This window comes from Caldalkalibacillus salinus (genome assembly GCF_016745835.1).
GTDB lineage: Bacteria > Bacillota > Bacilli > Caldalkalibacillales > JCM-10596 > Caldalkalibacillus_A > Caldalkalibacillus_A salinus.
In genome coordinates this window covers 59869-80790 of record NZ_JAERVL010000024.1, presented here as the reverse complement: position 1 = coordinate 80790, position 20922 = coordinate 59869, and the positions used below count along the sequence as shown (strand labels likewise).

General features: G+C 43.5%; 18 protein-coding genes. 6 read left to right on the top strand and 12 right to left on the bottom strand.

From position 1 onward, the window contains the following. Positions 1 to 65: 65 nt before the first annotated feature. The 4 genes from JKM87_RS13800 to JKM87_RS13785 form a co-directional block, all read right to left on the bottom strand. On the bottom strand, positions 66 to 1091 hold the full coding sequence (locus tag JKM87_RS13800) for a TAXI family TRAP transporter solute-binding subunit (RefSeq protein ID WP_202080957.1): 1026 nt from the start codon (positions 1089 to 1091) through the stop codon (positions 66 to 68). A gap of 317 nt (positions 1092 to 1408) precedes the next feature. Beyond that, positions 1409 to 1957 carry a DUF4269 domain-containing protein gene (locus tag JKM87_RS13795; protein WP_202080956.1) on the bottom strand — a complete coding sequence of 183 codons (549 nt, stop codon included), beginning with the start codon at positions 1955 to 1957 and terminating at the stop codon, positions 1409 to 1411. Positions 1958 to 1994: 37 nt separating this feature from the next. Further along, the gene (locus tag JKM87_RS13790; protein ID WP_202080955.1) at positions 1995 to 3368 is read right to left on the bottom strand and encodes an aldehyde dehydrogenase family protein; all 1374 of its coding nucleotides are present in this window, start codon (positions 3366 to 3368) and stop codon (positions 1995 to 1997) included. Positions 3369 to 3606: 238 nt separating this feature from the next. Beyond that, positions 3607 to 4821, bottom strand: coding sequence for a Bcr/CflA family efflux MFS transporter (locus JKM87_RS13785; RefSeq protein WP_202080954.1), 1215 nt, complete (start codon positions 4819 to 4821; stop codon positions 3607 to 3609). Between the two features lie 223 nt (positions 4822 to 5044). Here JKM87_RS13785 and JKM87_RS13780 point away from each other — a divergent pair, with 223 nt between their 5' ends. Next, positions 5045 to 5620 carry a TetR/AcrR family transcriptional regulator gene (locus JKM87_RS13780; protein ID WP_202080953.1) on the top strand — a complete coding sequence of 192 codons (576 nt, stop codon included), beginning with the start codon at positions 5045 to 5047 and terminating at the stop codon, positions 5618 to 5620. Between the two features lie 85 nt (positions 5621 to 5705). Beyond that, entirely contained in the window at positions 5706 to 7184 is a 1479-nt protein-coding gene (locus JKM87_RS13775; RefSeq protein ID WP_202080952.1) for an MDR family MFS transporter, read from the top strand. A gap of 318 nt (positions 7185 to 7502) precedes the next feature. Here the strand turns inward: JKM87_RS13775 and JKM87_RS13770 are convergent, their stop codons facing one another. From JKM87_RS13770 to JKM87_RS13760, 3 genes are all read right to left on the bottom strand, one after another. Then, positions 7503 to 7754 carry an SHOCT domain-containing protein gene (locus JKM87_RS13770; protein ID WP_202080951.1) on the bottom strand — a complete coding sequence of 84 codons (252 nt, stop codon included), beginning with the start codon at positions 7752 to 7754 and terminating at the stop codon, positions 7503 to 7505. Positions 7755 to 7877: 123 nt separating this feature from the next. Further along, a complete protein-coding gene (gene rlmD / locus JKM87_RS13765) occupies positions 7878 to 9446 on the bottom strand; it encodes a 23S rRNA (uracil(1939)-C(5))-methyltransferase RlmD (RefSeq protein WP_202080950.1) in 1569 nt (522 codons plus the stop codon). A gap of 13 nt (positions 9447 to 9459) precedes the next feature. Beyond that, positions 9460 to 10395, bottom strand: a complete 936-nt coding sequence (locus JKM87_RS13760; protein WP_202080949.1) for a DNA-3-methyladenine glycosylase family protein — start codon at positions 10393 to 10395, stop codon at positions 9460 to 9462. 201 nt (positions 10396 to 10596) lie between these two features. Here JKM87_RS13760 and JKM87_RS13755 point away from each other — a divergent pair, with 201 nt between their 5' ends. Next, positions 10597 to 10959 carry a GAF domain-containing protein gene (locus tag JKM87_RS13755; protein WP_202080948.1) on the top strand — a complete coding sequence of 121 codons (363 nt, stop codon included), beginning with the start codon at positions 10597 to 10599 and terminating at the stop codon, positions 10957 to 10959. Positions 10960 to 11232: 273 nt separating this feature from the next. After that, entirely contained in the window at positions 11233 to 12324 is a 1092-nt protein-coding gene (locus JKM87_RS13750; RefSeq protein ID WP_202080947.1) for an NAD(P)/FAD-dependent oxidoreductase, read from the top strand. A 153-nt stretch (positions 12325 to 12477) separates the two neighbouring features. Here the strand turns inward: JKM87_RS13750 and JKM87_RS13745 are convergent, their stop codons facing one another. Then, positions 12478 to 14022, bottom strand: coding sequence for a fumarate hydratase (locus tag JKM87_RS13745; RefSeq protein WP_272899218.1), 1545 nt, complete (start codon positions 14020 to 14022; stop codon positions 12478 to 12480). A 396-nt stretch (positions 14023 to 14418) separates the two neighbouring features. Here JKM87_RS13745 and JKM87_RS13740 point away from each other — a divergent pair, with 396 nt between their 5' ends. Both JKM87_RS13740 and JKM87_RS13735 read left to right on the top strand, forming a co-directional pair. Further along, on the top strand, positions 14419 to 16164 hold the full coding sequence (locus JKM87_RS13740) for a 2-oxoacid:acceptor oxidoreductase subunit alpha (protein ID WP_202080945.1): 1746 nt from the start codon (positions 14419 to 14421) through the stop codon (positions 16162 to 16164). Position 16165: 1 nt separating this feature from the next. Continuing rightward, positions 16166 to 17029 carry a 2-oxoacid:ferredoxin oxidoreductase subunit beta gene (locus JKM87_RS13735; protein ID WP_202080944.1) on the top strand — a complete coding sequence of 288 codons (864 nt, stop codon included), beginning with the start codon at positions 16166 to 16168 and terminating at the stop codon, positions 17027 to 17029. A 156-nt stretch (positions 17030 to 17185) separates the two neighbouring features. On the opposite strand, the gene JKM87_RS13730 is transcribed toward JKM87_RS13735, so the two are convergent. The 4 genes from JKM87_RS13730 to JKM87_RS13715 form a co-directional block, all read right to left on the bottom strand. After that, entirely contained in the window at positions 17186 to 17920 is a 735-nt protein-coding gene (locus JKM87_RS13730; RefSeq protein ID WP_202080943.1) for a protease complex subunit PrcB family protein, read from the bottom strand. Between the two features lie 351 nt (positions 17921 to 18271). Beyond that, positions 18272 to 19891: a carbon starvation CstA family protein gene (locus JKM87_RS13725; protein ID WP_202080942.1), complete on the bottom strand. Its 1620-nt coding sequence runs from the start codon at positions 19889 to 19891 to the stop codon at positions 18272 to 18274. Between the two features lie 4 nt (positions 19892 to 19895). Beyond that, a complete protein-coding gene (locus tag JKM87_RS13720) occupies positions 19896 to 20423 on the bottom strand; it encodes a DUF8052 family protein (RefSeq protein WP_202080941.1) in 528 nt (175 codons plus the stop codon). Beyond that, positions 20420 to 20713 carry a CC/Se motif family (seleno)protein gene (locus JKM87_RS13715; RefSeq protein WP_202080940.1) on the bottom strand — a complete coding sequence of 98 codons (294 nt, stop codon included), beginning with the start codon at positions 20711 to 20713 and terminating at the stop codon, positions 20420 to 20422. The genes JKM87_RS13720 and JKM87_RS13715 overlap by 4 nt, the downstream gene beginning before the upstream one ends. Positions 20714 to 20922: the final 209 nt, after the last annotated feature.

Sequence of the window (20922 nt, the reverse complement as noted above, 5' to 3'; positions counted from 1 at the left end):
AAAATCGTTATCGCGCATAAAGATGGAGATGGATAAGCCATCGCTTGTCCATCCCCTCTTATTGACTACTCCGCTTCAGGCGGTACCAGTTCGTCTGGTATATCTAGGCCTTGATCAGAGAAGTAGTTATAAGCACCAATGTGTAGCGGTGCGGGTAAACCGTCTAAAGCTGTTTCCAATGTCATGTTTTTGGCTGAATTATGAACCTCGTAGATATAATCAAGATTTTCATATAATGTTTTTGTCAACAAATACACGGTTTCTTCATCGAGGTCCCCTGAGACGGCAAGTAAATTGGGTTGAGCAATCGTATGGATTTCTTCCTCTACACCTGGGTATGTACCACTTGGTATATCGAATCTATACCAGGTATCATAGATATTATTTACCGCTTCAATCTGTTCATCTGTCACATTTAATACGGATGCATCCACACCACTTGCGTACATATCAGTAATAGCCGCAACAGGTGTACCCGCTGGTAATGATCCTCCTTCAAGACGTCCATCACGCATAGCAGAGATCGTATCATCATAACCCAAATACTCTGGACTAATATCATCCTTCGTTAAGCCTAGCGCTTCCATTATCACGAGTGTGGACTGTTCGGTACCACTGGCTTGTGGTCCGACTGAGAAGGAAGCCCCCTCAATATCAGCGATCGTTCCCGTCTCAATCGCACTTTCCATTAATACAAAATGCTCAACATTCGGCCAGAGCATAGAAACCGTACGTAATCCATCATACGCATTTCCCTCAAAGTTACCCGTACCAGTGTAAGCTTGAGCGCCTATAAGCCCTTGTAGAATGGCAAATTCTGCTTCCCCATTACGTAAAAGATCGATATTCTCAACAGAACCTGCAGAAGATTGCCCCGTTGCTTTAATTCCTTCTTCCTCTAACATCTCAGACCAGAGATTACCCATTCCGACCCCAATCGGGTAGTAGGTTCCCCCTGTGGTTGCTGTGGCAATGGTAATGAATTGGTTACCCCCACTGCCACCCGTTTCACCAGATCCGCATGCAGCCATCAGAGACAGAATTAATAAACAAATCAGGATATAGCTACCTTTTTTCTTAGTCAGCAACATCAAAATTCCCCCTTTACATTTTAGCCTGCACTCACACTTGTAAGCGCTTTAAAAGTTGTAATACAAGTATACAATAATACAGCCATAATTCAATATATTCCTAGAATTTTGTCAACTTTTAATAGACCTCTTTGGAGATACAAAATAAGATGACAGTGTTAGGCTGTCACCTCGGTCTATCATTTTATTGAGCACATGACCGGATTCATGTTGACAAGTGGCGATCCCCTCCGAAGCAACCTTTGAGCATAGCTCGAGTAGCGCAGGAGGGAGACGCCACTCTTAAGATAGAGAGGTTCAAAAAGCTCTGTATGTTCCTATATCATTCCTCTTTGCCTACCATACTCTATGAGTCTTTCATAAGGGTCTCCTCTTAGTCCAAGGACCTGACAAAAAGCGGGTTCTGTTTTAAGCCCCTGCTTTTTAAGATTAATAATCTGACTTTTCAACTCTGGTGCTTCCTTTAGTATATGATGCTCAATAACCATATGTAAGTAAGCATACTGTTGCTGAACGGGTTGTGGTTGACCAAAAAGCTCAAAATCAAACCCATGGTAACAGAAGTTGGCTTTAATAACAGATTGTCCCCTGATCGTGGTCCTCTTGATCGTAAAGTCTTCTTTATCTGCATAATATTCGAGTAATTTTTCTTCGAAGACCTGAAACTGATGTTTAGGAACTTCCATAATAATGTCTAAGTCTGATGTATCTACGTTGATACCAATTGGAATGGTGCCACATAGGATAGGGTTATATGTAGCAAAGTCGTGCATGACGCCTAAACTTTCCAATACCTTATAAGCATCTCGTTGAGTTGGATTACCTCGTCTCAGAGAGTTTATTGGTGTGAACACCGGATTTGTCATACGCATGTCCTCCTTACTACAAACGCTCCCCACTATATTATTTTATCAATTTCTTAAGTATATTTAAGGCGGCTTTCATCTGACCATAACGCAAAGGAATATCAAACTTAGTGGATTGGTGCAATAGGCTTTTGTGGTGAGTGAAGGCGTCAAAACTATGCTTTCCGTGGTAGGCCCCCATTCCACTAGATCCCACACCACCGAATGGCAACTGAGACGTCCCCAAATGGTAAAGAACATCATTGACACACCCACCCCCGAATTGAAACTGACTGTTAATGTACTGCACCATACTGTCGCTCTCTGTAAACAAGTATAACGCTAATGGATGAGGGCGCTTCCTGATCATCTCTATGACGTCTTGTTCATGTTCATACACGAATACGGGTAAAATGGGACCGAAAATTTCATCCCGCATCACACTTGAGTCCCAGGATACATTTTCAATGATCGTCGGTCCAATGACGCGTTTCTCCTTGTCCATCTCTCCCCCATAATAAATATCTCCTTCACCTAAGTAGTGAGACAACCGCTCAACATGTTGGTCGTTTACAATCATCGGGTAATCTTCGTTCTCCAGTACATTTGTACCGTACAAGGCTTGTATATGATGCACGAGTGCTTTTAATAAAGGTGCCTTCACCTGCTGATGAACGATAAGATAATCCGGCGCCACACACGTTTGACCAGCGTTAGTCCATTTTCCCCAAGCTAGACGCTTAGCGGCCATATCGAGTTGTGCATCGTGGTGTACAACCGTGGGGCTTTTTCCCCCTAGTTCAAGGGTGACAGGGGTTAAGTGTTGAGCCGCTTTTTCCATGACAATTTTACCAACGGCTTCGCTACCTGTAAAAAAGATATGATCAAAGTTGAGCTCCAATAGCGCCTCGCTCGTCTGCACTGCACCTTCAACGGCGACAATATATTCAGGGTCGAATGTGTTGTTTATGATCTGTGTAAGAGCATGTGAGGTATGAGGAGTCTGTTCGGACGGCTTGACGATGGCACAACACCCTGCTGAGATGGCACCGATAAGTGGTGCAATCGTCAGGTTAACAGGGTAATTCCAAGGTGAAATGATGAGTGATACGCCGTAGGGTTCAGGATAGATGACCCCTTTTGCCCCCATATGCGTGAGAGTGGTTTTCACTTTATGCGGTTTGGACCAGTTTTTAACGTTCTTAATGGCCTCGTTAATTTCTTTATACAGGAATCCGACCTCTGTCAGATACGCTTCAAATTCGGACTTATTAAGGTCTTGACGGAGGGCCTTCATGATCGCTTTTTCATTCTGTTGGAGCGCTTTTTTTAAATTTTTGAGTTGCCTTATTCTAAACGTAACCTCTTTTGTATGGCCATTATGGAAGTATTGTTTTTGCTGCTGCAATAATTGATGGTAGTGATGCTGCACTTTTTTGGCCCCCCTGTGTTAGTCTTGTCTGAATTTTTTTTTGAAGTTTTCATCGAATAATATCTGTATACCTTCTATACTTTCGTATGCGCATGGCGATTCGATATCCATTATAATGCTTTAAAATGAGGTTCTACGTCAAATAGCGCATCCCCTTTACGGCATTTATGAGCAACATATATTGTAACCCATAACAACAAAAAAGGAAGGGATTTTCGCCCTTCCTTAAATGATGCATTTATGGTTCGTCTGTTTGGACTTGGACTTGCTTTGTTAACTTAAAGAAAGCGATAGCCCCTATGGAAGCTGTCAAAAATAACGTGGCTCCCATCGGGATGGCTGACGCCTCATTAATACCGACGAGGGGTGCAACGATAGAACCCAAGAGTAATGGGAACGTGCCTAATACAGCACTCGCACTACCTGCACGATGAGCTTGGTTTTGCATCGCCAACGTGAACGAACTTGTCAAAATCATGCCCATCGACGTCATGTATATAAAAATAGGAATGACCAGCATCGCCAATGGCCCCTCTATAATAGTCATGAAGAGCAACAGTGACGTCGCACTTACAGCGATCATGACAGCTGCTCGAAGTAAGCTGCGTTCATGTATAATGCCCCCAAAACGCCCAATGATAAAACTTCCCGTGATAATGGCGATACCGTTAATGCCGAACAACACACTAAACACTTGTGGGGACACACCATAAATATCTTGATACACAAAAGGTGTACCTGCTACATAGGCAAAGCTTCCCCCGTGAATAAATCCGACCGTCAAAGCGTAACCGATAAAAGAACGGTCTTTCAGTAAGCTTCCCATAGTACGAATCGTTTCCCCTATGGTACTGGGAATCCTTTTTTCCGGCGGTAAGGTTTCCTGTAGGCGCGTGGCCACGACCAAAACGATTAACACACCGAGAAAACCGAGAAAATAAAAGATCGTGTGCCAGCTTGCGAACGGTAGTGCCAGAATGGCGCCTCCTGCGACCGGGGCTGCCAATGGTGCCACGGCATTGATGACCATTAACAGCGCAAAGAATTTCGTTAATGCTCTCCCGCTAAACACATCACGTACGACGGCACGAGAAAGGACAATACCAGCTGAAGCTGTAAACCCCTGTAAAAAACGGGCCAAGATCAACGTGGTGATATTCGGCGCTACAGCACAGAGAATGGAAGATAAGGCAAATAGGGATATAGAGATGAGCAGAGGCTTCCGTCTACCTTGAGCATCACTGATAGGTCCAATAAATACCTGACCGACAGCGAGCCCGAGTAGACAGGCCGTTAAACTCAGTTGGACCTGCGAGGCACGCGCCCCAAAATCCTCCGCTATGTCTAGAAAGCTTGGTAGATACATATCAATGTTAAGCGGCCCTAACACGGCCAGCATCCCGAGGAGTAACGCTAATCCCAGACGCTCTTTTCCTGTTGGGTTTTGAAGCATGTATGATCAAACACCTTTCCGATTAGCTAACTCTACTATTTTTACATAATTAGCATTTATCCACAATAGAAATGCTTACCTAATAGAAAGGCTTACCTTTAAAAGCAGAAGACAACCACGCTCTTTCAACTGATATCGAGCTGCTTGATTTTAACCGTTGACACCAGAGCGTTAATCCTGTATATATCATATAGACCGGTTGCTATAATGGAGGGGATGAAGCATGTCAGATCAGGACAACACGCGGGATAAAATTTTAAAAACGTCCGCCCATCTTTTTAGACGGCAAGGGTATCATGCCACAGGGTTGAATCAAATCATTAAGGAAAGTGGGGCACCTAAAGGCTCTCTCTACTATTATTTCCCAAGTGGTAAAGAAGAGCTTGCTGTTGAATCCGTAAGCATGACTAAAGACAAGGTGCGCGAGTATATAAAAGCTTTTTTAGAGCCCTACTCTGATCCTGTGGAGGCTATACAAACTTTTTTTATTGAGTTTCAAAAATATGTCAATCACTGTCCCAAAGAGGGAGATGACGGTGCTCCTATCGGTTTACTTGCCTTAGAAACCTCTGAGATGAGTGATAAGTTAAAAAACGTTTGTGATCAAACTTACACGGAATGGCAAGCAGTATTTAAACAAAAACTAATCGATTGTGGTGTGAGTGAGGACAAAGCAGCAGATATGAGCCTTGTGATTATGATGTTGATTGAGGGCGGTGTGACCTTATCAACCACAAACAACACGAGACAGCCATTTGAAGTGATCTCGAAACAGATCCCGCTATTATTAAATAAATAGCGTAAATATTATCGTGATGTTAAACCTTTCTCTTTGATTATTAATTATATAGACTGGTCTATTTTTAATAAAGGAGTGATTCCCCATGAATGAAGAACAAGTTGAAGTTCATTCACAGGCGCCAGTGTCTGTGAACGTGAAGCGAGCCCCGATCATGATTTCTCTCATCATCGGTGGGTTCTTCGCTATTCTCAATGAAACGTTACTAAATGTGGCCTTAACCGAGTTAAGCACAGAGTTTGGCGTCACCGCTAATACGATTCAATGGTTAACGACTGGTTTTATGCTCGTTGTTGGTATTTTAGTACCTATTACAGCCCTCTTGAGCGGGTGGTTTACGACTAGACAATTATTCATAGGTGCGATGACATTATTTACTGTTGGGACGATCATCAGTGGGGTAGCACCTGCCTTCCCTGTGTTACTCATTGGTCGACTCGTTCAAGCGAGCGGAACAGGATTACTCATCCCCGTCATGATGAATACCATCCTACACATCTATCCTCCAGAAAAACGCGGAGGTGCAATGGGTATGGTGGGCCTTGTCATCATGTTCGCACCAGCTATAGGACCAACATTATCCGGTCTTATTGTTGAAGCCCTTAGTTGGCGTTGGCTATTTTTTATCGTGATTCCTTTTGCCTTATTTTCTATCGCTTTTTCCGCTGTGTTCTTGAAAAATGTATCAACGCTAACAAAGCCAAAGGTGGATATTTTGTCCATTGTATTTTCAACCCTTGGGTTTGGTGGGATCGTTTACGGGTTTAGTAGTGCCGGAGAAGGGCATGCTGGCTTTTCCAGCCCAGAAGTATACCTCACGATAAGCATCGGCTTTATATCATTATTGCTATTCGTTATGCGTCAGTTAAAACTTGAAGAACCCATGCTCGATGTCAGGGCCTTCAAGTCCCCTATGTTTTCTCTGACAGCCGTTCTATTAATCATCGTCATGATGTCCATGTTTTCAACGATGATCATCCTGCCGATGTTTTTACAAAGTGGACTGGTTTTAAGTGCTTTTGTCGCGGGCTTAGCTCTATTGCCAGGCGGGGTATTAAACGGTCTCATGTCACCCGTAGCAGGCAAACTTTTTGATAAATTTGGTCCGAGAATGTTGATTATACCGGGGTCAGCCATTCTATCTATTGTCCTTTGGCTATTTACACAGGTGACGACATCAACAACCTTAATCACCTTTATTGTGCTACACTCATTGTTAATGATATCGGTCTCTCTCATCATGATGCCAGCACAAACAAATGGACTCAACCAACTGCCCAAACGGTATTACGCTCATGGTACAGCCATTTTAAATACCTTACAGCAGGTTGGTGGGGCTATCGGAATTGCCTTATTCATCAGCATCATGACGGCGGGTTCAGCAAGGTACCTAGAGAATGTTGATTCCTCAGCTGGCGGAAATTTGCAAGCTGAGGCGATGACTGCCGGTGTGCAAACCTCTTTCCAGGTTGCCTTAGTCTTTGCTCTTGCGGCCTTTATTCTTACGTTGTTCATAAAAAGAACTGAAGCACCAGAAGAGACTTTAACGAACGCTCAATCATGATTAACTTAACATGCAATAAAACGAGCCCCACAATGTCTTTGGACATGAGGGGGCATGATTTCCTTTTTAGGAGTCTTTATCCTGACTGTTAAAACATTTGCATAACAAATCCTACTAAACAGAACAAGACATAGACTGTCACGATCATGCTTCTAATGAATGGTGTAGATTGACCATCATGATTCACAATCATTAAAACTATATAACTTACCAATAGTAAAATAATGAGATAATTGACACTCACACTTTTAATTAGCGTATAAACATTCATTTTAATAGAGACACCGCACATAAAATGCGAATGCGGTGTCATCCCTTTTACTTTCTTAAGTTTTCTTTCATGATTTTAAATTGTGCTTCGTCAATCTCTCCATTAACATACCTTTTTTCAAGCATATCTAATGCATTGTAAGCACCGCCACTGTGACACGATCTATTTCTTCGCCACCAAATCATGTTGTAAATCAAAAATCCAAATAACAACATTAAGAAGACTGTTCCGAACCAAGGAAAATACCCCATATGATGCATTAATCTCACTCCAATCAGTTTTTCTACATCTACAATCACAGGATATCTCCAAGTTCTTAAAACTAACGAAACAAACCATTAAAAATTTCTTAAGACTGATGAGATATGCACATAGAGAAATATTACAGGTGAAATGAAAAAACCGCTCAATTACAGCGGTTCCTACGAACTGTTTGTGTCACGTAATACGAGCTGCGATACTACTTCCACATGACTCGTATGCGGGAACATGTCTACGGGCTGTAAAGCTTGTAGTTCAAACCCAGCTTTAAAGAGCTGCTGACAATCCTTGGCCAGTGTAGAAGGATTGCAGGATACATAGACGAGGCGTTGAGGACGGACCTTGATGATCGTTTGGAGTAACTTATCATCACAACCGGTTCGTGGGGGGTCAACGATGACAACGTCAGGTCTATACCCTTCATTCACCCATTTAGGAAGCCACGTTTCAGCCTTACCGATGTCGTAAATCGCATTCTCTACGCCACTTTTTCTGGCGTTCTCTCTAGCATCCATGATCGCTTCAGGTATGACATCCATGCCTCTTATTTCCTTCGCTTGGTCTGCGAGCCATAGCCCGATCGTTCCCACCCCACAGTAGGCATCAACGACAATTTCCTCACCAGTCAATGCCGCGTATGCTTTGACCTTATCATATAATTTCACCGTTTGCTGCGGATTGAGCTGGAAGAACGCCCGAGGGGATAATGAGAAAGCGAGCTCCCCTAGCTCTTCCTCTATTCGTTCATCTCCCCATAGTAAGACAGTTTCATCACCGAAAACGGCAGACGTCTTAGAAGGATTAATATTTTGGATAACGCTTTTGACTTCCGGACAATTAAACCGTATGTCTAATAGCAGCTCCTTCAAGCGCGGAATCTCTTTGGTTCTTGTTACTAACACGAGCTGTAATTGTCCTGTTTCAAATCCAATTCTTGTGACGATCGTTCGTATCACGCCACGACGCTTACGTTCATTGTATATGGGGATATCTAGTTTTTGGAGGATGTCTTTTGTTTTTTGAATCACTTCATTCGTTTTCGGATGCTGTACAGCACACTCAGATAAATCAACAAGTTCATGAGATCCCTGCTTATACAATCCAGCGATGACATCATTGCCCGCTGTGCCCACTTGTAATTGTCCTTTATTGCGGTATCCCCATGGATTGTCCATCCCGATCGTATCCGCTATAGGTAGGGTTTCGGCAGTGAATGTCGTGTAACGTTCAAACGCTTGGATGACTTGATCTTTCTTCTCTTGTAACTGTCCTTTATAGGATAAGTGCTGAAGTTGACACCCACCACATTCTGAGTAGATGGGGCAAGGTGGTTTGACACGCTCTGGCGACGGTTCTCGTACCTTTTTAATTTCGGCCTTAGCATAATTTCGCTCTATTGAGGTAATCGTTGCGATAACGACTTCACCGGGTAGTGCCCCATCAATAAAGACCACTTGCTTTTTGAAGTAGCCAACGCCTTCCCCGTTAATCCCTAATCGTTTGATCGTAATGGTCACTTCTTGGCCGATGCGTGCTTGAGACACAATGCCTTTGTTCGGTCTTTTGTTTTTGTTTTGCCCTTGACTATTTTTTTTACGCTGATGACCCTGCTGTTTTTGACCCTTCGCCTTTTGCTGGTTGTCGTTCCGATTTCGTTTATTCGGCTTAGGCTTTGCTTTTGTCCGATCTGAGTTGGCGGTTTGATGTGCTTCATTCTTTGTTTTTGCCATAGTTGCTTCCTTCCTATTTGTCCACTTTTAATCGATTGTTACCAAGATACTCCCATAGGTAAATGGCCACATAGCTTCCCCAGTTTTGATACGGTTCCACCCATGCTCTGCACGCCTCGATACTGGGGCGTTCCTCTAGCCCTTCGATTTTTTTTACAGCGTTTCGTATCCCTAGATCTCCAGCTGGAAATAGATCTTTGCGTCCAAGGCCATTCAATAAAATACATTCAGCCGTCCACTGTCCTATCCCTCGTTCTTGGCTGAGTCGTTCTATAAAGGCTTCGTTCGGTAATGCAGAAAGGCGTTCTAGATCTAGCTCCCCATTTCTCACTTTCTGAGCCACACCGATGATATACTCTGCTTTCCGTTGACTAAATTTCTTTGTACGGAGTTCAGCGATATCGACTTCAGCTAATTGGCTTGGTGTCGGGAGAAGATAAAAATATTTTTGGCCGTCTTGAACCTGGTCTCCATAATCCATCGCTAGGCTGTAGACTAATTGCTGTGCGAAACGCAGATTAAGTTGTTGGTGAATGATGGTCGTAATCAGACCTTCAAAGAGTCCGTCATCCAATACAAGGGGCAACCCTTTTAGCGTTTCTAGGACCGAGTTTATAGAGGTGCCTTCTAATTCAGCATAAAAAGTCTGTAGGACGTTTGTCCCCCACTGAAATCTGTGAGTCAAGTGTTGTTGTAGCCATTTTTCATCAGTGGCTGTTAATTCATCTCCGACATAACGCACTTTTACAAGCGGTTGCGCCACCGTTCCTTTATGCTCTAACTTCATCATCCCTTTTTTCCATTGTTCTTCTTTTTCTCCTGTTTTAATCCTCACAGCGAAAGATAACGTTTGCAGCTCCAGGTCGTACTCATACATCGGGTCAGCCCCTAGTTTCAAGCATACTTTTTCCATGTCATAAGGGGGGCAGGGTTGGACTTCGTATTCCATTCTCTCATCTCCAAACCGTGTCATTTTATCTAAACGTCATATAAATTTCCTTAACTTACAAGCATCGTCTACTGCTATCATCTGATAAAATAAGAGAAGAATCAAGGGATCAACTGAAGGGCTAGTATGAATTTAGTCTATACAAGTCAATTGTCTAAGGGGATAGCATACATATTTACAGAGAAAAAGGGAGAGTAGTTTATGTCGATTCAAACAGACTTAGCTTCTTTAGAAGTGATTGCAACGGTGCATCAGAGTTCCGATATGGAGGATGCAATACAACAAATGGTGGCCAAATTACAACAGGATGTGCCTTACTTTGATTGGGTAGGAATCTATCTTTATCAGGGAGAGGACATGGTACTTAAAGCGGCTTCAGATATGGAGAACCAATTAACGTGGGAGTCTAATTCAGAACTGCGTATTCCGATCGAGGATGAGTCCGAACGTCAATACGGTAAAATTGTCGTCCGTAGCCGCCAACCGATTTGCTTTGATATCACGGATGTGTCAACATTAAAAACACTGGCCAAAGAGCTACGTCAACGCTTAACAGTGAATTAAACTTAGCGGTGAAAGAATAGAGATAGAAAGTTTTTCATAGCCTGTTACCTTATATCCACTGTTGGATAAATTCTGATCTAAGCTAGCCATACGGTTAGCTTTTTTTCTGCTTTTGTGTAGTTTTTGTATTATTTTTACATTTCACTAGCATGTCGTTCGTTTTTTATTTTAGTGTCTGCTTGTCTGCTTTCGAAACACAGCCGCATAATTAAATCTGTAAAAGGCATGATATAGACAAAGATACGTAGACACAACGATATGGAATGGTGAGATATGGATATAGCGATTATGGGCGCAGGGCTTTCGGGGTTATCTGCAGCGATTACATTGGAAAAGTACGGTGTCAAGCCCACGATATTCGAAAAGCGGCGTGAAGTAGGTGACCGGTTCGTTAATGCTGAGGCCTTACTTCCGATCTTGGATCTACCGATCGACGATGAGATCGCCTATTTTTCCGAAACCTTTGGCCTCTATCTCAAACCCTCTAGTAATATAAGAAACCTGACGATCCATTCTGAGAACGAATCGACCACACTCGAAGGAAAGCTAGGGTTTGTCAATATTAGGGGACGACATGAGGATGCTTTTGAAAAGCAGTTAGAAAAACAAGTGCAATCTGAGATACACTTTCACTCTGAGCACACTTATGAAGCCCTGCTAAGAGAGTACTCTCACGTGATTCTTGCGACAGGCGACGCCGAGTATAGCGCCAAGATTCAACCCTTTGACACTGACCTGACCGTTTCCTTAAAAGGGGCCACAGTCGCAGGCCACTTTGATCGTTTTCATGTACATGTGTGGTTAAATCATCATTATGCTCCCAAAGGATACGCCTACCTTCTACCTTTCTCAGATGAAGAAGCAAATATTGTCATCGCTTATCCAGATTATCCGGAGAACACAGAAAAGGAGATGGCTGCCTATTTTGAACCCTTTTACCAAGAAGTGCAGGATATTTTTGACCAAACTTTAAGAATTACCGATCAGTTTCAAATTAGGAACTATGTCATTGGAATGTGTCAGTATCCTCGGATTGGTAATACGTTCTTTGTGGGTAACAACTTTGGCAGTATCCAACCCTTTCTAGGCTTTGGACAGTTTGTCGCTGTCTTAACAGGGGTGTGTGCGGCTCGCGATATACTGGGGCTTGGTCACTATGAGGAAGATATACATCAGGTGATGAAGGATTACAAGCATTCACTCGTTATGCGCCAAACCCTAGAGAAGATGAGTAATGCGCACTATGACTTTATTGTGAAAAATATGAATCAAGAGATTTTTAGTAGGATGTTGAGTGCGAGGAGGTTTAACAGCCTAAAGTACGCTAGCTACCTGCTTCGTCCTGTGCTTTGGACCCGTAAATAGCAGAGAAAGAAGAAAAAGCCTGTGATCCATACAAGACCACAGGCTGATAGCATGTATTTGGTTACTTTTAGTATCTGTATTGGCTTACCTTAAATTTTGAATGATCCAACAAGTTTCCATTTGATTACTGGGTTCTTATTTGAGTATGGGCTCTTATTTGAATACCGGTTCCTTAAATTGTGCTAGTTTATCAAGTGAAGATGAGGCCACATCAGCGTGTAGGCTGTTACCATGTGCGTCCATGGTGACGATAGCAGCAAACCCTTGGACCTCAAGATGCCACATCGCTTCAGGGATACCGAATTCCTCTAAGAAATCAACACCAGACACGTTGGTGATACAATCAGCATAGTATTGCGCAGCGCCTCCAATGGCGTTGAGGTATACCGCACCGCTTTCTTTTAGACCGGCTAACGTCTTAGCACCCATGCCACCCTTACCGATCACCGCCCGTACACCGAATTTCTTAATAATATCGGCCTGGTAAGGTTCTTCACGTATGCTTGTGGTCGGTCCTGCCGCTTTGACTTCCCACTGTCCGTTTTCATCCTTCATCATCACGGGACCACAGTGGTAGATCACTTCTCCTTGTAGATCCACTGGTGCGTCATGGTCCATTAAGTATTTGTGTAAGGCATCACGCCCAGTATGCATTTGACCATTGAGGATGACCACGTCCCCCACTTTGAGGTCACGAATCTGATCTTCAGTGATCGGCGCTTGAAGCACAACTTCTCTGGCACCTTCTTTTTTCGCTTGCTCGACCACCTTTTCCACTTCTTCTTCAATCGGACGTTCGTCTTTATATAGCCAACGTTGGATGTCTCCGCTTTGAGGATCAACAACCACACCTAAACGACGGAAAGCCCAACAGTTATAAGCGACAGAGACAAAAAAGCTTGCTGGAATGCGATTCATGACCCCTATTTTACAGCCTAATAACGTTGTTTCTCCACCGAATCCCATGGTCCCAATACCGAGTTCGTTTGCGTGATCCATGACATACTCTTCTAACTTCTGTAGTTCAGGATGAGGGTTCATATCGTCCGCTTCTCTGAAAAGCTGCTTCTTAGCAAGCTCATACCCCGCGGAGCGGTCCCCACCGATACCGACACCGATAAAGCCGGCACTACAGCCTTGGCCTTGCGCTTGATAGACACTATGCATGATACATTTGCGTATGCCGTCTAAGTCACGCCCTGCGCGCCCTAAACCATCAAGCTCACACGGTAAACTGTATTGGATATTTTTATTTTCACATCCGCCACCCTTGAGGATAAGGCGCACATCGATGTCGTCTTTTTCCCATTGTTCATATTTGATGACAGGGAGGCCCTCTCCAAGATTATCCCCACTATTGGCTCCTGTGAGAGAGTCGACGGAGTTCGGACGTAGCTTACCATCCTTCGTCGCCTGCACGAGTGCTTCTTTGATCATGTTGGTCATTTCTAATTGGTTGGCACCCACTGGCGTTTTAATTAAGAATGTTGGAAGTCCCGTATCCTGGCAAATCGGTGACACATTATCCTCGGCCATATGAATATTGTCTGTGATCGTGGACAAAGAGAGTGCCGCTCGTGTTCCCGCGTTCTCCTTTGCCTTCGCCTTAGCGATTGATGCTCGCACGTCAGGCGGGAGATATGTTGAAGTTTCGACTATGAGTTGATACATGCTCTCTTTAAACGCTTTCAAATCCATTTCTCCTCTTCCCCTCTTCCATCAGTTGTTCTTTCTATTATACTTTGAAAAGCGTCACAAAAAAAGCATGAAACCCTATCCGAATGTCCCGTTTTGAGCCCCTCCTATTATAGTACAGTGTATATTATGAGGATGTAACAGTTTTGAATGAGGTGCTGGGGCCCCATCTATGAAAACGTTGTATTTAAAGCTAGTCAAGATTCATTAAGTGACAAAATGTTCTGAAAACCATTGCCAGTTGAAGGTGTATAGGATAAAATGTGAGATAACAAGTAGATGAACATTCCATTCACTTAATAAACTACAAATTGTATCACTCCATTTTTACCAAAGATTATAACAGTTTTTCTCCCACCTATGTTCATCTGTTTAATCGGTTTAGAAGGGAGAGATAGAATGAAGAAAGAGATCACTTGGAAGATAGGAGGACAGCAAGGAGACGGCATTGATAGTACTGGAAACATTCTAAGTGCCGCGCTGATGCAACAAGGGTTTCACATCGCTTCCTACAAACATTTTGCCTCACGTATTAAAGGTGGCCACACCTACGACCACATCCGCGCAAGCCACGACCCGATTCATTATCAGGGTGACACCACAGATATTCTCATCGTTCTCGACAAAGAATCATATGAACATAATATTGGGAGCATGTCTCCTGGTGGATTTGTACTCATGGAAAACAAGAAAGAAGAAAAAGTAGAACAGATTGATGGTGTTACCGTCATTCATACATCGTTCACGAGCATGGCCGAGGACCTAGGGAACAAGATTATCCGTAACATGATCATGTTGGGATCATCTGCTTACCTCATGGGGGCACATTACGATATTTTCATCCCTTTCATTGAGAATAAGTTTTCTAAGAAAGGGCAGGCCATTGTCGACCTTAACATCAATGCTGTGCAAAAAGGTTACGAGTACATGGAAAGCTTAGGGTTAAAACCGTTCCAACTTGGCTTTCCTGATGAGAAGAAAGACATGGCTCTCATGATTGGAAATGAAGCGTTTGCTTACGGTGCTGTTGCTTCAGGGTGTAAATTTCTATCTTCTTACCCTATAACACCAGCGTCAGAGATTATGGAATATATGAAAGAGAATCTGCCAAAGGTTGGTGGGGTCGCCGTACAAGCAGAAGACGAACTGGCAGGTCTGCTTATGGCTATAGGCGCAGGTTTCTCCGGTGTACGCGCGCTAACCAGTACTTCAGGACCGGGTTTTTCATTAAAAACAGAAGCACTAGGCTTAGCCGGTATGTCTGAGACACCTGTGGTTATCGTGAACTCTCAGCGTGGAGGACCAGGTACTGGCCTACCGACGAAATATGAACAGGGTGATTTACAAACAATGGTTTACGCAGGACATGGGGAAATTCCGCGTATCGTGCTTGCCCCAAGCTCTGTGGAGGAATGCGTGACGATGGCTTCGACTGCTTTTAACCTAGCAGAACAGTACCAATGTCCAGTGATTGTGGCCTTAGATCTCGTCCTCTCACTTAACAAACAAACGGCCTTAGATAGCTGCCGTCATGACCTGGAGTCGATTAATCGTGGGAAGATGCTTACAGATGAAGAGCTAGAATCGTTACAGGAACATCAATTTAAGCGTTATCGTTTGACAGATGACTGCATTTCTCCCCGTTCAATCCCCGGCCAACGCCACGGGGTATTTACGGCCAACTCAAACGAACATAGTGAAACGGGTCATATTACAGAGTTACCGGAGATACGGGAGAAAATGATGGATAAGCGTCTAGGTAAGTTAAAAGACCTGTCTATAAAAGGCTATGAGTTCATCGGTGGTGAGGAAAAGCCGGTCGACACACTGTTCATCGGGCTAGGGTCAACCCGGGGTGTTTTAGAAGAAACCGTACGGGACCTCCAATCTTCGGGCGAAAGTGTTGGTTTAGCACAGATTAAAATGTTGCATCCCTTCCAACCTCAAGGCTTAAAGGAGCTGACGACAGCTGCTCAACGCGTCATCGTTGTAGAGAATAACTGGACAGGGCAATTAACGGGAATGCTGCAACAACACCTACTGATTGGTGAAAAACTACAAACGATTAAGAAATACGACGGTAACCCGTTTACTAAAAAAGATATCATGACCCAATTACAAGACGTTGCAAAGGAGGTTGTCTAACATGGCCGCAAGCTTAAAAGATTATCGTGGGGACGTATCCACCTGGTGCCCCGGTTGTGGACATTTCTCCGTGATGGCAGGTATCCAGAAAGCTCTTATTAAACTAGAACTAGAGCCACATGAAGTGGCCGTGGTCTCCGGTATAGGCTGTTCTGGAAAGGTGTCTGAGTACATGCGTGCCTACGGCTTCCATACCCTACATGGACGTTCCCTTCCAGTGGCCCAAGCGGTTAAACTTGCTAATCGTGATATGAAGGTGATCGCCTCAGGTGGTGATGGGGACGGTTATGGCATCGGGGCAGGCCATTTTACTCATGCGGCACGACGTAACGTGGATATGACGTACGTCGTCATGGATAACCGTATCTATGGCCTAACAAAGGGGCAAACATCTCCGACAAGCGCTCAAGGTTTTCAGTCTAAAACCTCTCCTGAGGGATCAGGTGAGCGTGAAGTGAAGCCGCTAGAACTAGCATTAGGTGCGGGAGCAAGCTTCGTTGCTCAGGCATTCTCAGGTGATATTAAGCGTTTAACTGAGCTCATAAGCATAGCCGTCGAGCATCCTGGTTTTGCCTTAGTGAACGTATTCAGCCCGTGTGTGACGTATAACAAAGTGAATACGTATGAATTTTTTAAGGAGAACATTATCGATATTCAGGATATCGAAGGTTATGATGTCACGAATAAAGCTCATGCGTATGAGAAGGTGATTGAAACTGATGGATTAGTCCAGGGCATCCTGTATCAACAAGCACGTCCTGCTTATCACACGTACCTTAGTGGTTACCCAGAAAAGCCTGTTACAGCTCAGGAACTTAAGCCGAGTCAAGATACCCTCGATGAGCTATGGGCCTCATTTAAGTAGAACGTCAAAGTGTCTAGCCATTAAACAAATCTCAAATATAGACGATGATCACTAAAAAAGATATCACTAAAAATTCAAACACCCCATTCCCTACTTAAGGATGGGGTGTTACTCATGTATAATCACGAATTACAATAGAACTTTACGACCGTTCAGTTACTCGTCAGACGTATCCGTTTCTACTGAAGTTGAACCAGATGCTTCCACTGATGCGGAAGAACTCTTTTCAATCTTGAATTGTATATCTTCAGTCAGTTTATCTAGCTTGATAAGTACAGTGGGATATGTGATGGGTTGCGTGTACGCTTCATCCTCATTCGGATCCGTATAGGCAGCTTCAACGGTCACCTGTCCTTCTGTTTGAAGTACTTTGTTTAATTCAACCCCATATCCAGAATGCTGAGATTCACCACGCGCGATTAGAACATACACCTCTCCATCTACGGTAATGGTCCCTGTAAATTCGCTCTTTTTGTTAGCCTCTACCCACTCTTGGACATCGGATGGTGCCTCCTCTTCTTCTAGGACAACATAATCTTCACCTTCTGTAAGGACACTCGCATCTCCATTTGCGGACGTATCCCCTTCTGCTACGAGCACCGCTTTGGTCTCATTATCCCAATCTACATCAAGACCTGCCGTTTCACTCATGAAACGAACGGGTACGTATACTGTCCCTTTGTACATGAGACTCGTAGGCACGTATTCTCGGCCGTTATGGATTTCATTTGGTCTTTCCGTTTCTACCTCATCACCATTAAACAAAAACTTCACGGGGTTCACATTGACCTCAATACTCTCCATTTGTGAAGCAGCAAAACCTACGCCGCTGAATAACATCCCTCCGACCACTGTTCCTACTACGAATGATTTGATAGATTGTGTTTTCATCACGAACGCCTCCTTACTCAAATTATAATAGTTCCCATACCCTTCGTGTGGTCCATTGTTTTTGTGAGGTTTCGGTTTTTTACGATTTCACTTACTCTTCGGCACCTCTTTAGTAGAATTTAATGACCACCTATCTTTTCAAACGCATATGATTCAGATATGTTGCACTCATAACAATTTTTATAAAGCGGGACTGATGAATTGGGACTATTGAATGAAAACTGATGGTAGGGTACCAAATGAAAGTCTTAATAATCTCTGGGTCAACCAAACAAAAAGCCTAGGTACAAAAGACCTAAGCTATAAAACGAAGCATTTAAACGATTGTTTAATTTGTATTTTAACCTTAATTTAAACCTTAATCGTTTGATCTTTATCTTTTGGTGGGAATAAATGCCGCCATGCCTCGACGACTAAAAATAAACATAAGACAAATAGTACGAAGGCCGATATCATAAGGAACCAGTTTTGCTCTACAAAATGCTTGCTCATCAGGACAATTAACGCCCCTAATGTCACGAAGAACATAAAGACCATCGGAATAATGGTAAATAAAGACTTTACGCCTAGCTTCGTTAACCAAACAGTGACAGCAAGTAACGCGATAGCCCCTAGCATTTGGTTGGCTGACCCGAAGAGTGGCCATACGGTATTTGCCGTTCCTGTCAGTGCCAATCCTGCCGCGCCGAGTACGACAACAAACGTTGCCATGTGCATGTTCCTGGATATGACAGGTGCTCTTCCTTCCGTTAATTCCTGTACAGCATAACGCCCTAAGCGTGTGGCTGAATCGAGAGAGGTTAGAAGGAAAGCTGAGGCAACTAATGATGTAAAACTCACAGCGGTCGTCTGATCAATACCCCAGTGAGACATAAAATAACCGATACCAGCAGCAAAAGCCCCTATGGCACCTCCCATATCCGACATGGTCATCGCTAGTTGTTCCTGTGTTAAATAGGCAACAGATCCTACGGCAATAATAGCGAGAAAACCTTCGATTAACATACCACCATAGGCGATAAATTTACCATTACGCTCACTATCTAATTGCTTTGCTGTGGTTCCAGAGGAGACAAGAGAGTGGAATCCAGATATCGCACCGCAGGCAATGGTGATAAATAGTATTGGAAATAAAAATCCTAGTTCTGCGTGGTAGAAGCCCGTATACCCGGGAAACTCTAAGGTTGGGTTTGCTATGAGGATACCCAAAGCAGCCCCTGCCATCATCCCATACAGAAGGAAAGAGTTTAAGTAATCACGTGGTTGTAATAATAGCCAAACAGGCAAGACGGATGCGATATAAGCATACCCGATCAGAATAAGCGACCACACTGTGGCACTTAATTGAATCGGGTAGTTCAGCCCCACCCAAACGGACAAGAGCATCGCGCCGATCCCTAAAATAGAAGCACCGAACAAATTCATTCGGATTTGATTGACGAGTATACCGAACAAGATAGCCACACCTAAGAACATCACGGAAGCGGTCGCCGCTTGCGGTACAGCTTCAAACGTTCCTGCCACAAGAATAACGAATACGCCTACAATTAATATGAGAGTGGCAATGGAGAAAATGAGGAATAGGACTTGCCCTCTATCGCCTATATAAGCCTTAATGATGGTTCCGATTGACTGAGCCTTATGTCGAATAGAAGCCTGCAATGCCGTGTAGTCGTGGACACCTCCGACAAAAATACTACCGACAATGATCCACAGTACGGCCGGAATCCAACCAAATAAAACGGCAGTAACGGGTCCTACAATCGGCCCACCCCCTGCAATGGTAGCGAAATGATGGCCCAGTAAAACCGGTTTTCTTGCAGGTACATAGTCCACACCATCATACATCTCATGTGCAGGCGTCTGACGATCCGGTTCCACATTTAATTTCTTTTCCACAAATGTCCCATAGGTATAATAAGCAACTAAGAATATAACGCCACTGATAAAGAGTAAAGTAAGTAAGCTCACGGCCTTAATCCTCCTTTTCTAGTAAAATGTTGACAGGTTCAATTAACTTCCGTCCTTTTCTGTGGATGTATACGCTTTCGTTTTTCAAATTAATGATGCTCAAATATAGCTCTGCCCAGCCATGTAATCCATATTTGAAAAACTTTAATTTCCTATACCTCATCACCCCTTTCACAAGTGCAGGGTCGACATCATGTTCCGTCACAATAACCGTGAGCACACTCGTAGACATATGTTCTTGGCTATCAGGGATATAAGCTTCTATATTGTCTTTAACATCGGATTGTAACTGAGTGATAAAAGTTTCAGTGAGTGGTTCTTGTGCCTCGGTTATAAACACACACTGTTGGTTCTCAACTCCCCAAACTTTGATTGTTTTGCTCATTAGATATTTTTCATCCCGTCGTTTATATACAGCTAAGGCATCGACAGGATGACTGCCTACTGTCGCGTTCCGGTATACGTCAAAATAGGTGACGTATTGATTGATCAGCTGATGTATAAATGTCTGTGCTTGACTTTTAACACTCATAGAAACCGCTCGACCCCACTCACAGATATATTTTTAAACAAACTAAATCCCGACAATTTCAGATGAAGCTCATTATTTTTGGCTTTAATATTTTTTTCTACGTAAACAGTGTGCTGCTTGTCCTGTATCTTTTCATAACGCTCTGGTTGATCCGGCTCCCCTATAACCGTCATTAATTCTATCGGACCACCCCCACAGCATCCTTTAGCTTGGACACGCTTAATGGTTAAAACACCACCCTTCGAGCTTAACCATTCCCTAGCTTGCTGGTCCCAAGACAGCTTTTTCACGTGCATCCCTCCTATGATGTTTGTCTCCCAAGTACACCACACGTAATGGTAAATCATACTGCTACTGTTATAAGCTATGATCGATACCAAGCTATAGATCACTAATGTTGTACCAAGTGTAATTATGTTCTTAATTTTAAGAATATTATACCAATAGATGCGCTACATTTAAATACCGATGATGAAGACCTCCTCTTAACAATACATTA

What these genes read in the sequence shown, in the direction of transcription:
- JKM87_RS13775 (WP_202080952.1), top strand. Translation starts at nt 5,706, where the DNA reads ATGAATGAAGAACAAGTTGAAGTTCATTCACAGGCGCCAGTGTCTGTG.
- JKM87_RS13730 (WP_202080943.1), bottom strand. Translation starts at nt 17,920, where the DNA reads ATGAAAACACAATCTATCAAATCATTCGTAGTAGGAACAGTGGTCGGA.
- JKM87_RS13735 (WP_202080944.1), top strand. Translation starts at nt 16,166, where the DNA reads ATGGCCGCAAGCTTAAAAGATTATCGTGGGGACGTATCCACCTGGTGC.
- JKM87_RS13745 (WP_272899218.1), bottom strand. Translation starts at nt 14,022, where the DNA reads ATGGATTTGAAAGCGTTTAAAGAGAGCATGTATCAACTCATAGTCGAA.
- JKM87_RS13720 (WP_202080941.1), bottom strand. Translation starts at nt 20,423, where the DNA reads ATGAGTGTTAAAAGTCAAGCACAGACATTTATACATCAGCTGATCAAT.
- rlmD (WP_202080950.1), bottom strand. Translation starts at nt 9,446, where the DNA reads ATGGCAAAAACAAAGAATGAAGCACATCAAACCGCCAACTCAGATCGG.
- JKM87_RS13740 (WP_202080945.1), top strand. Translation starts at nt 14,419, where the DNA reads ATGAAGAAAGAGATCACTTGGAAGATAGGAGGACAGCAAGGAGACGGC.
- JKM87_RS13800 (WP_202080957.1), bottom strand. Translation starts at nt 1,091, where the DNA reads ATGTTGCTGACTAAGAAAAAAGGTAGCTATATCCTGATTTGTTTATTA.
- JKM87_RS13780 (WP_202080953.1), top strand. Translation starts at nt 5,045, where the DNA reads ATGTCAGATCAGGACAACACGCGGGATAAAATTTTAAAAACGTCCGCC.
- JKM87_RS13785 (WP_202080954.1), bottom strand. Translation starts at nt 4,821, where the DNA reads ATGCTTCAAAACCCAACAGGAAAAGAGCGTCTGGGATTAGCGTTACTC.
- JKM87_RS13750 (WP_202080947.1), top strand. Translation starts at nt 11,233, where the DNA reads ATGGATATAGCGATTATGGGCGCAGGGCTTTCGGGGTTATCTGCAGCG.
- JKM87_RS13760 (WP_202080949.1), bottom strand. Translation starts at nt 10,395, where the DNA reads ATGGAATACGAAGTCCAACCCTGCCCCCCTTATGACATGGAAAAAGTA.
- JKM87_RS13795 (WP_202080956.1), bottom strand. Translation starts at nt 1,957, where the DNA reads ATGACAAATCCGGTGTTCACACCAATAAACTCTCTGAGACGAGGTAAT.
- JKM87_RS13755 (WP_202080948.1), top strand. Translation starts at nt 10,597, where the DNA reads ATGTCGATTCAAACAGACTTAGCTTCTTTAGAAGTGATTGCAACGGTG.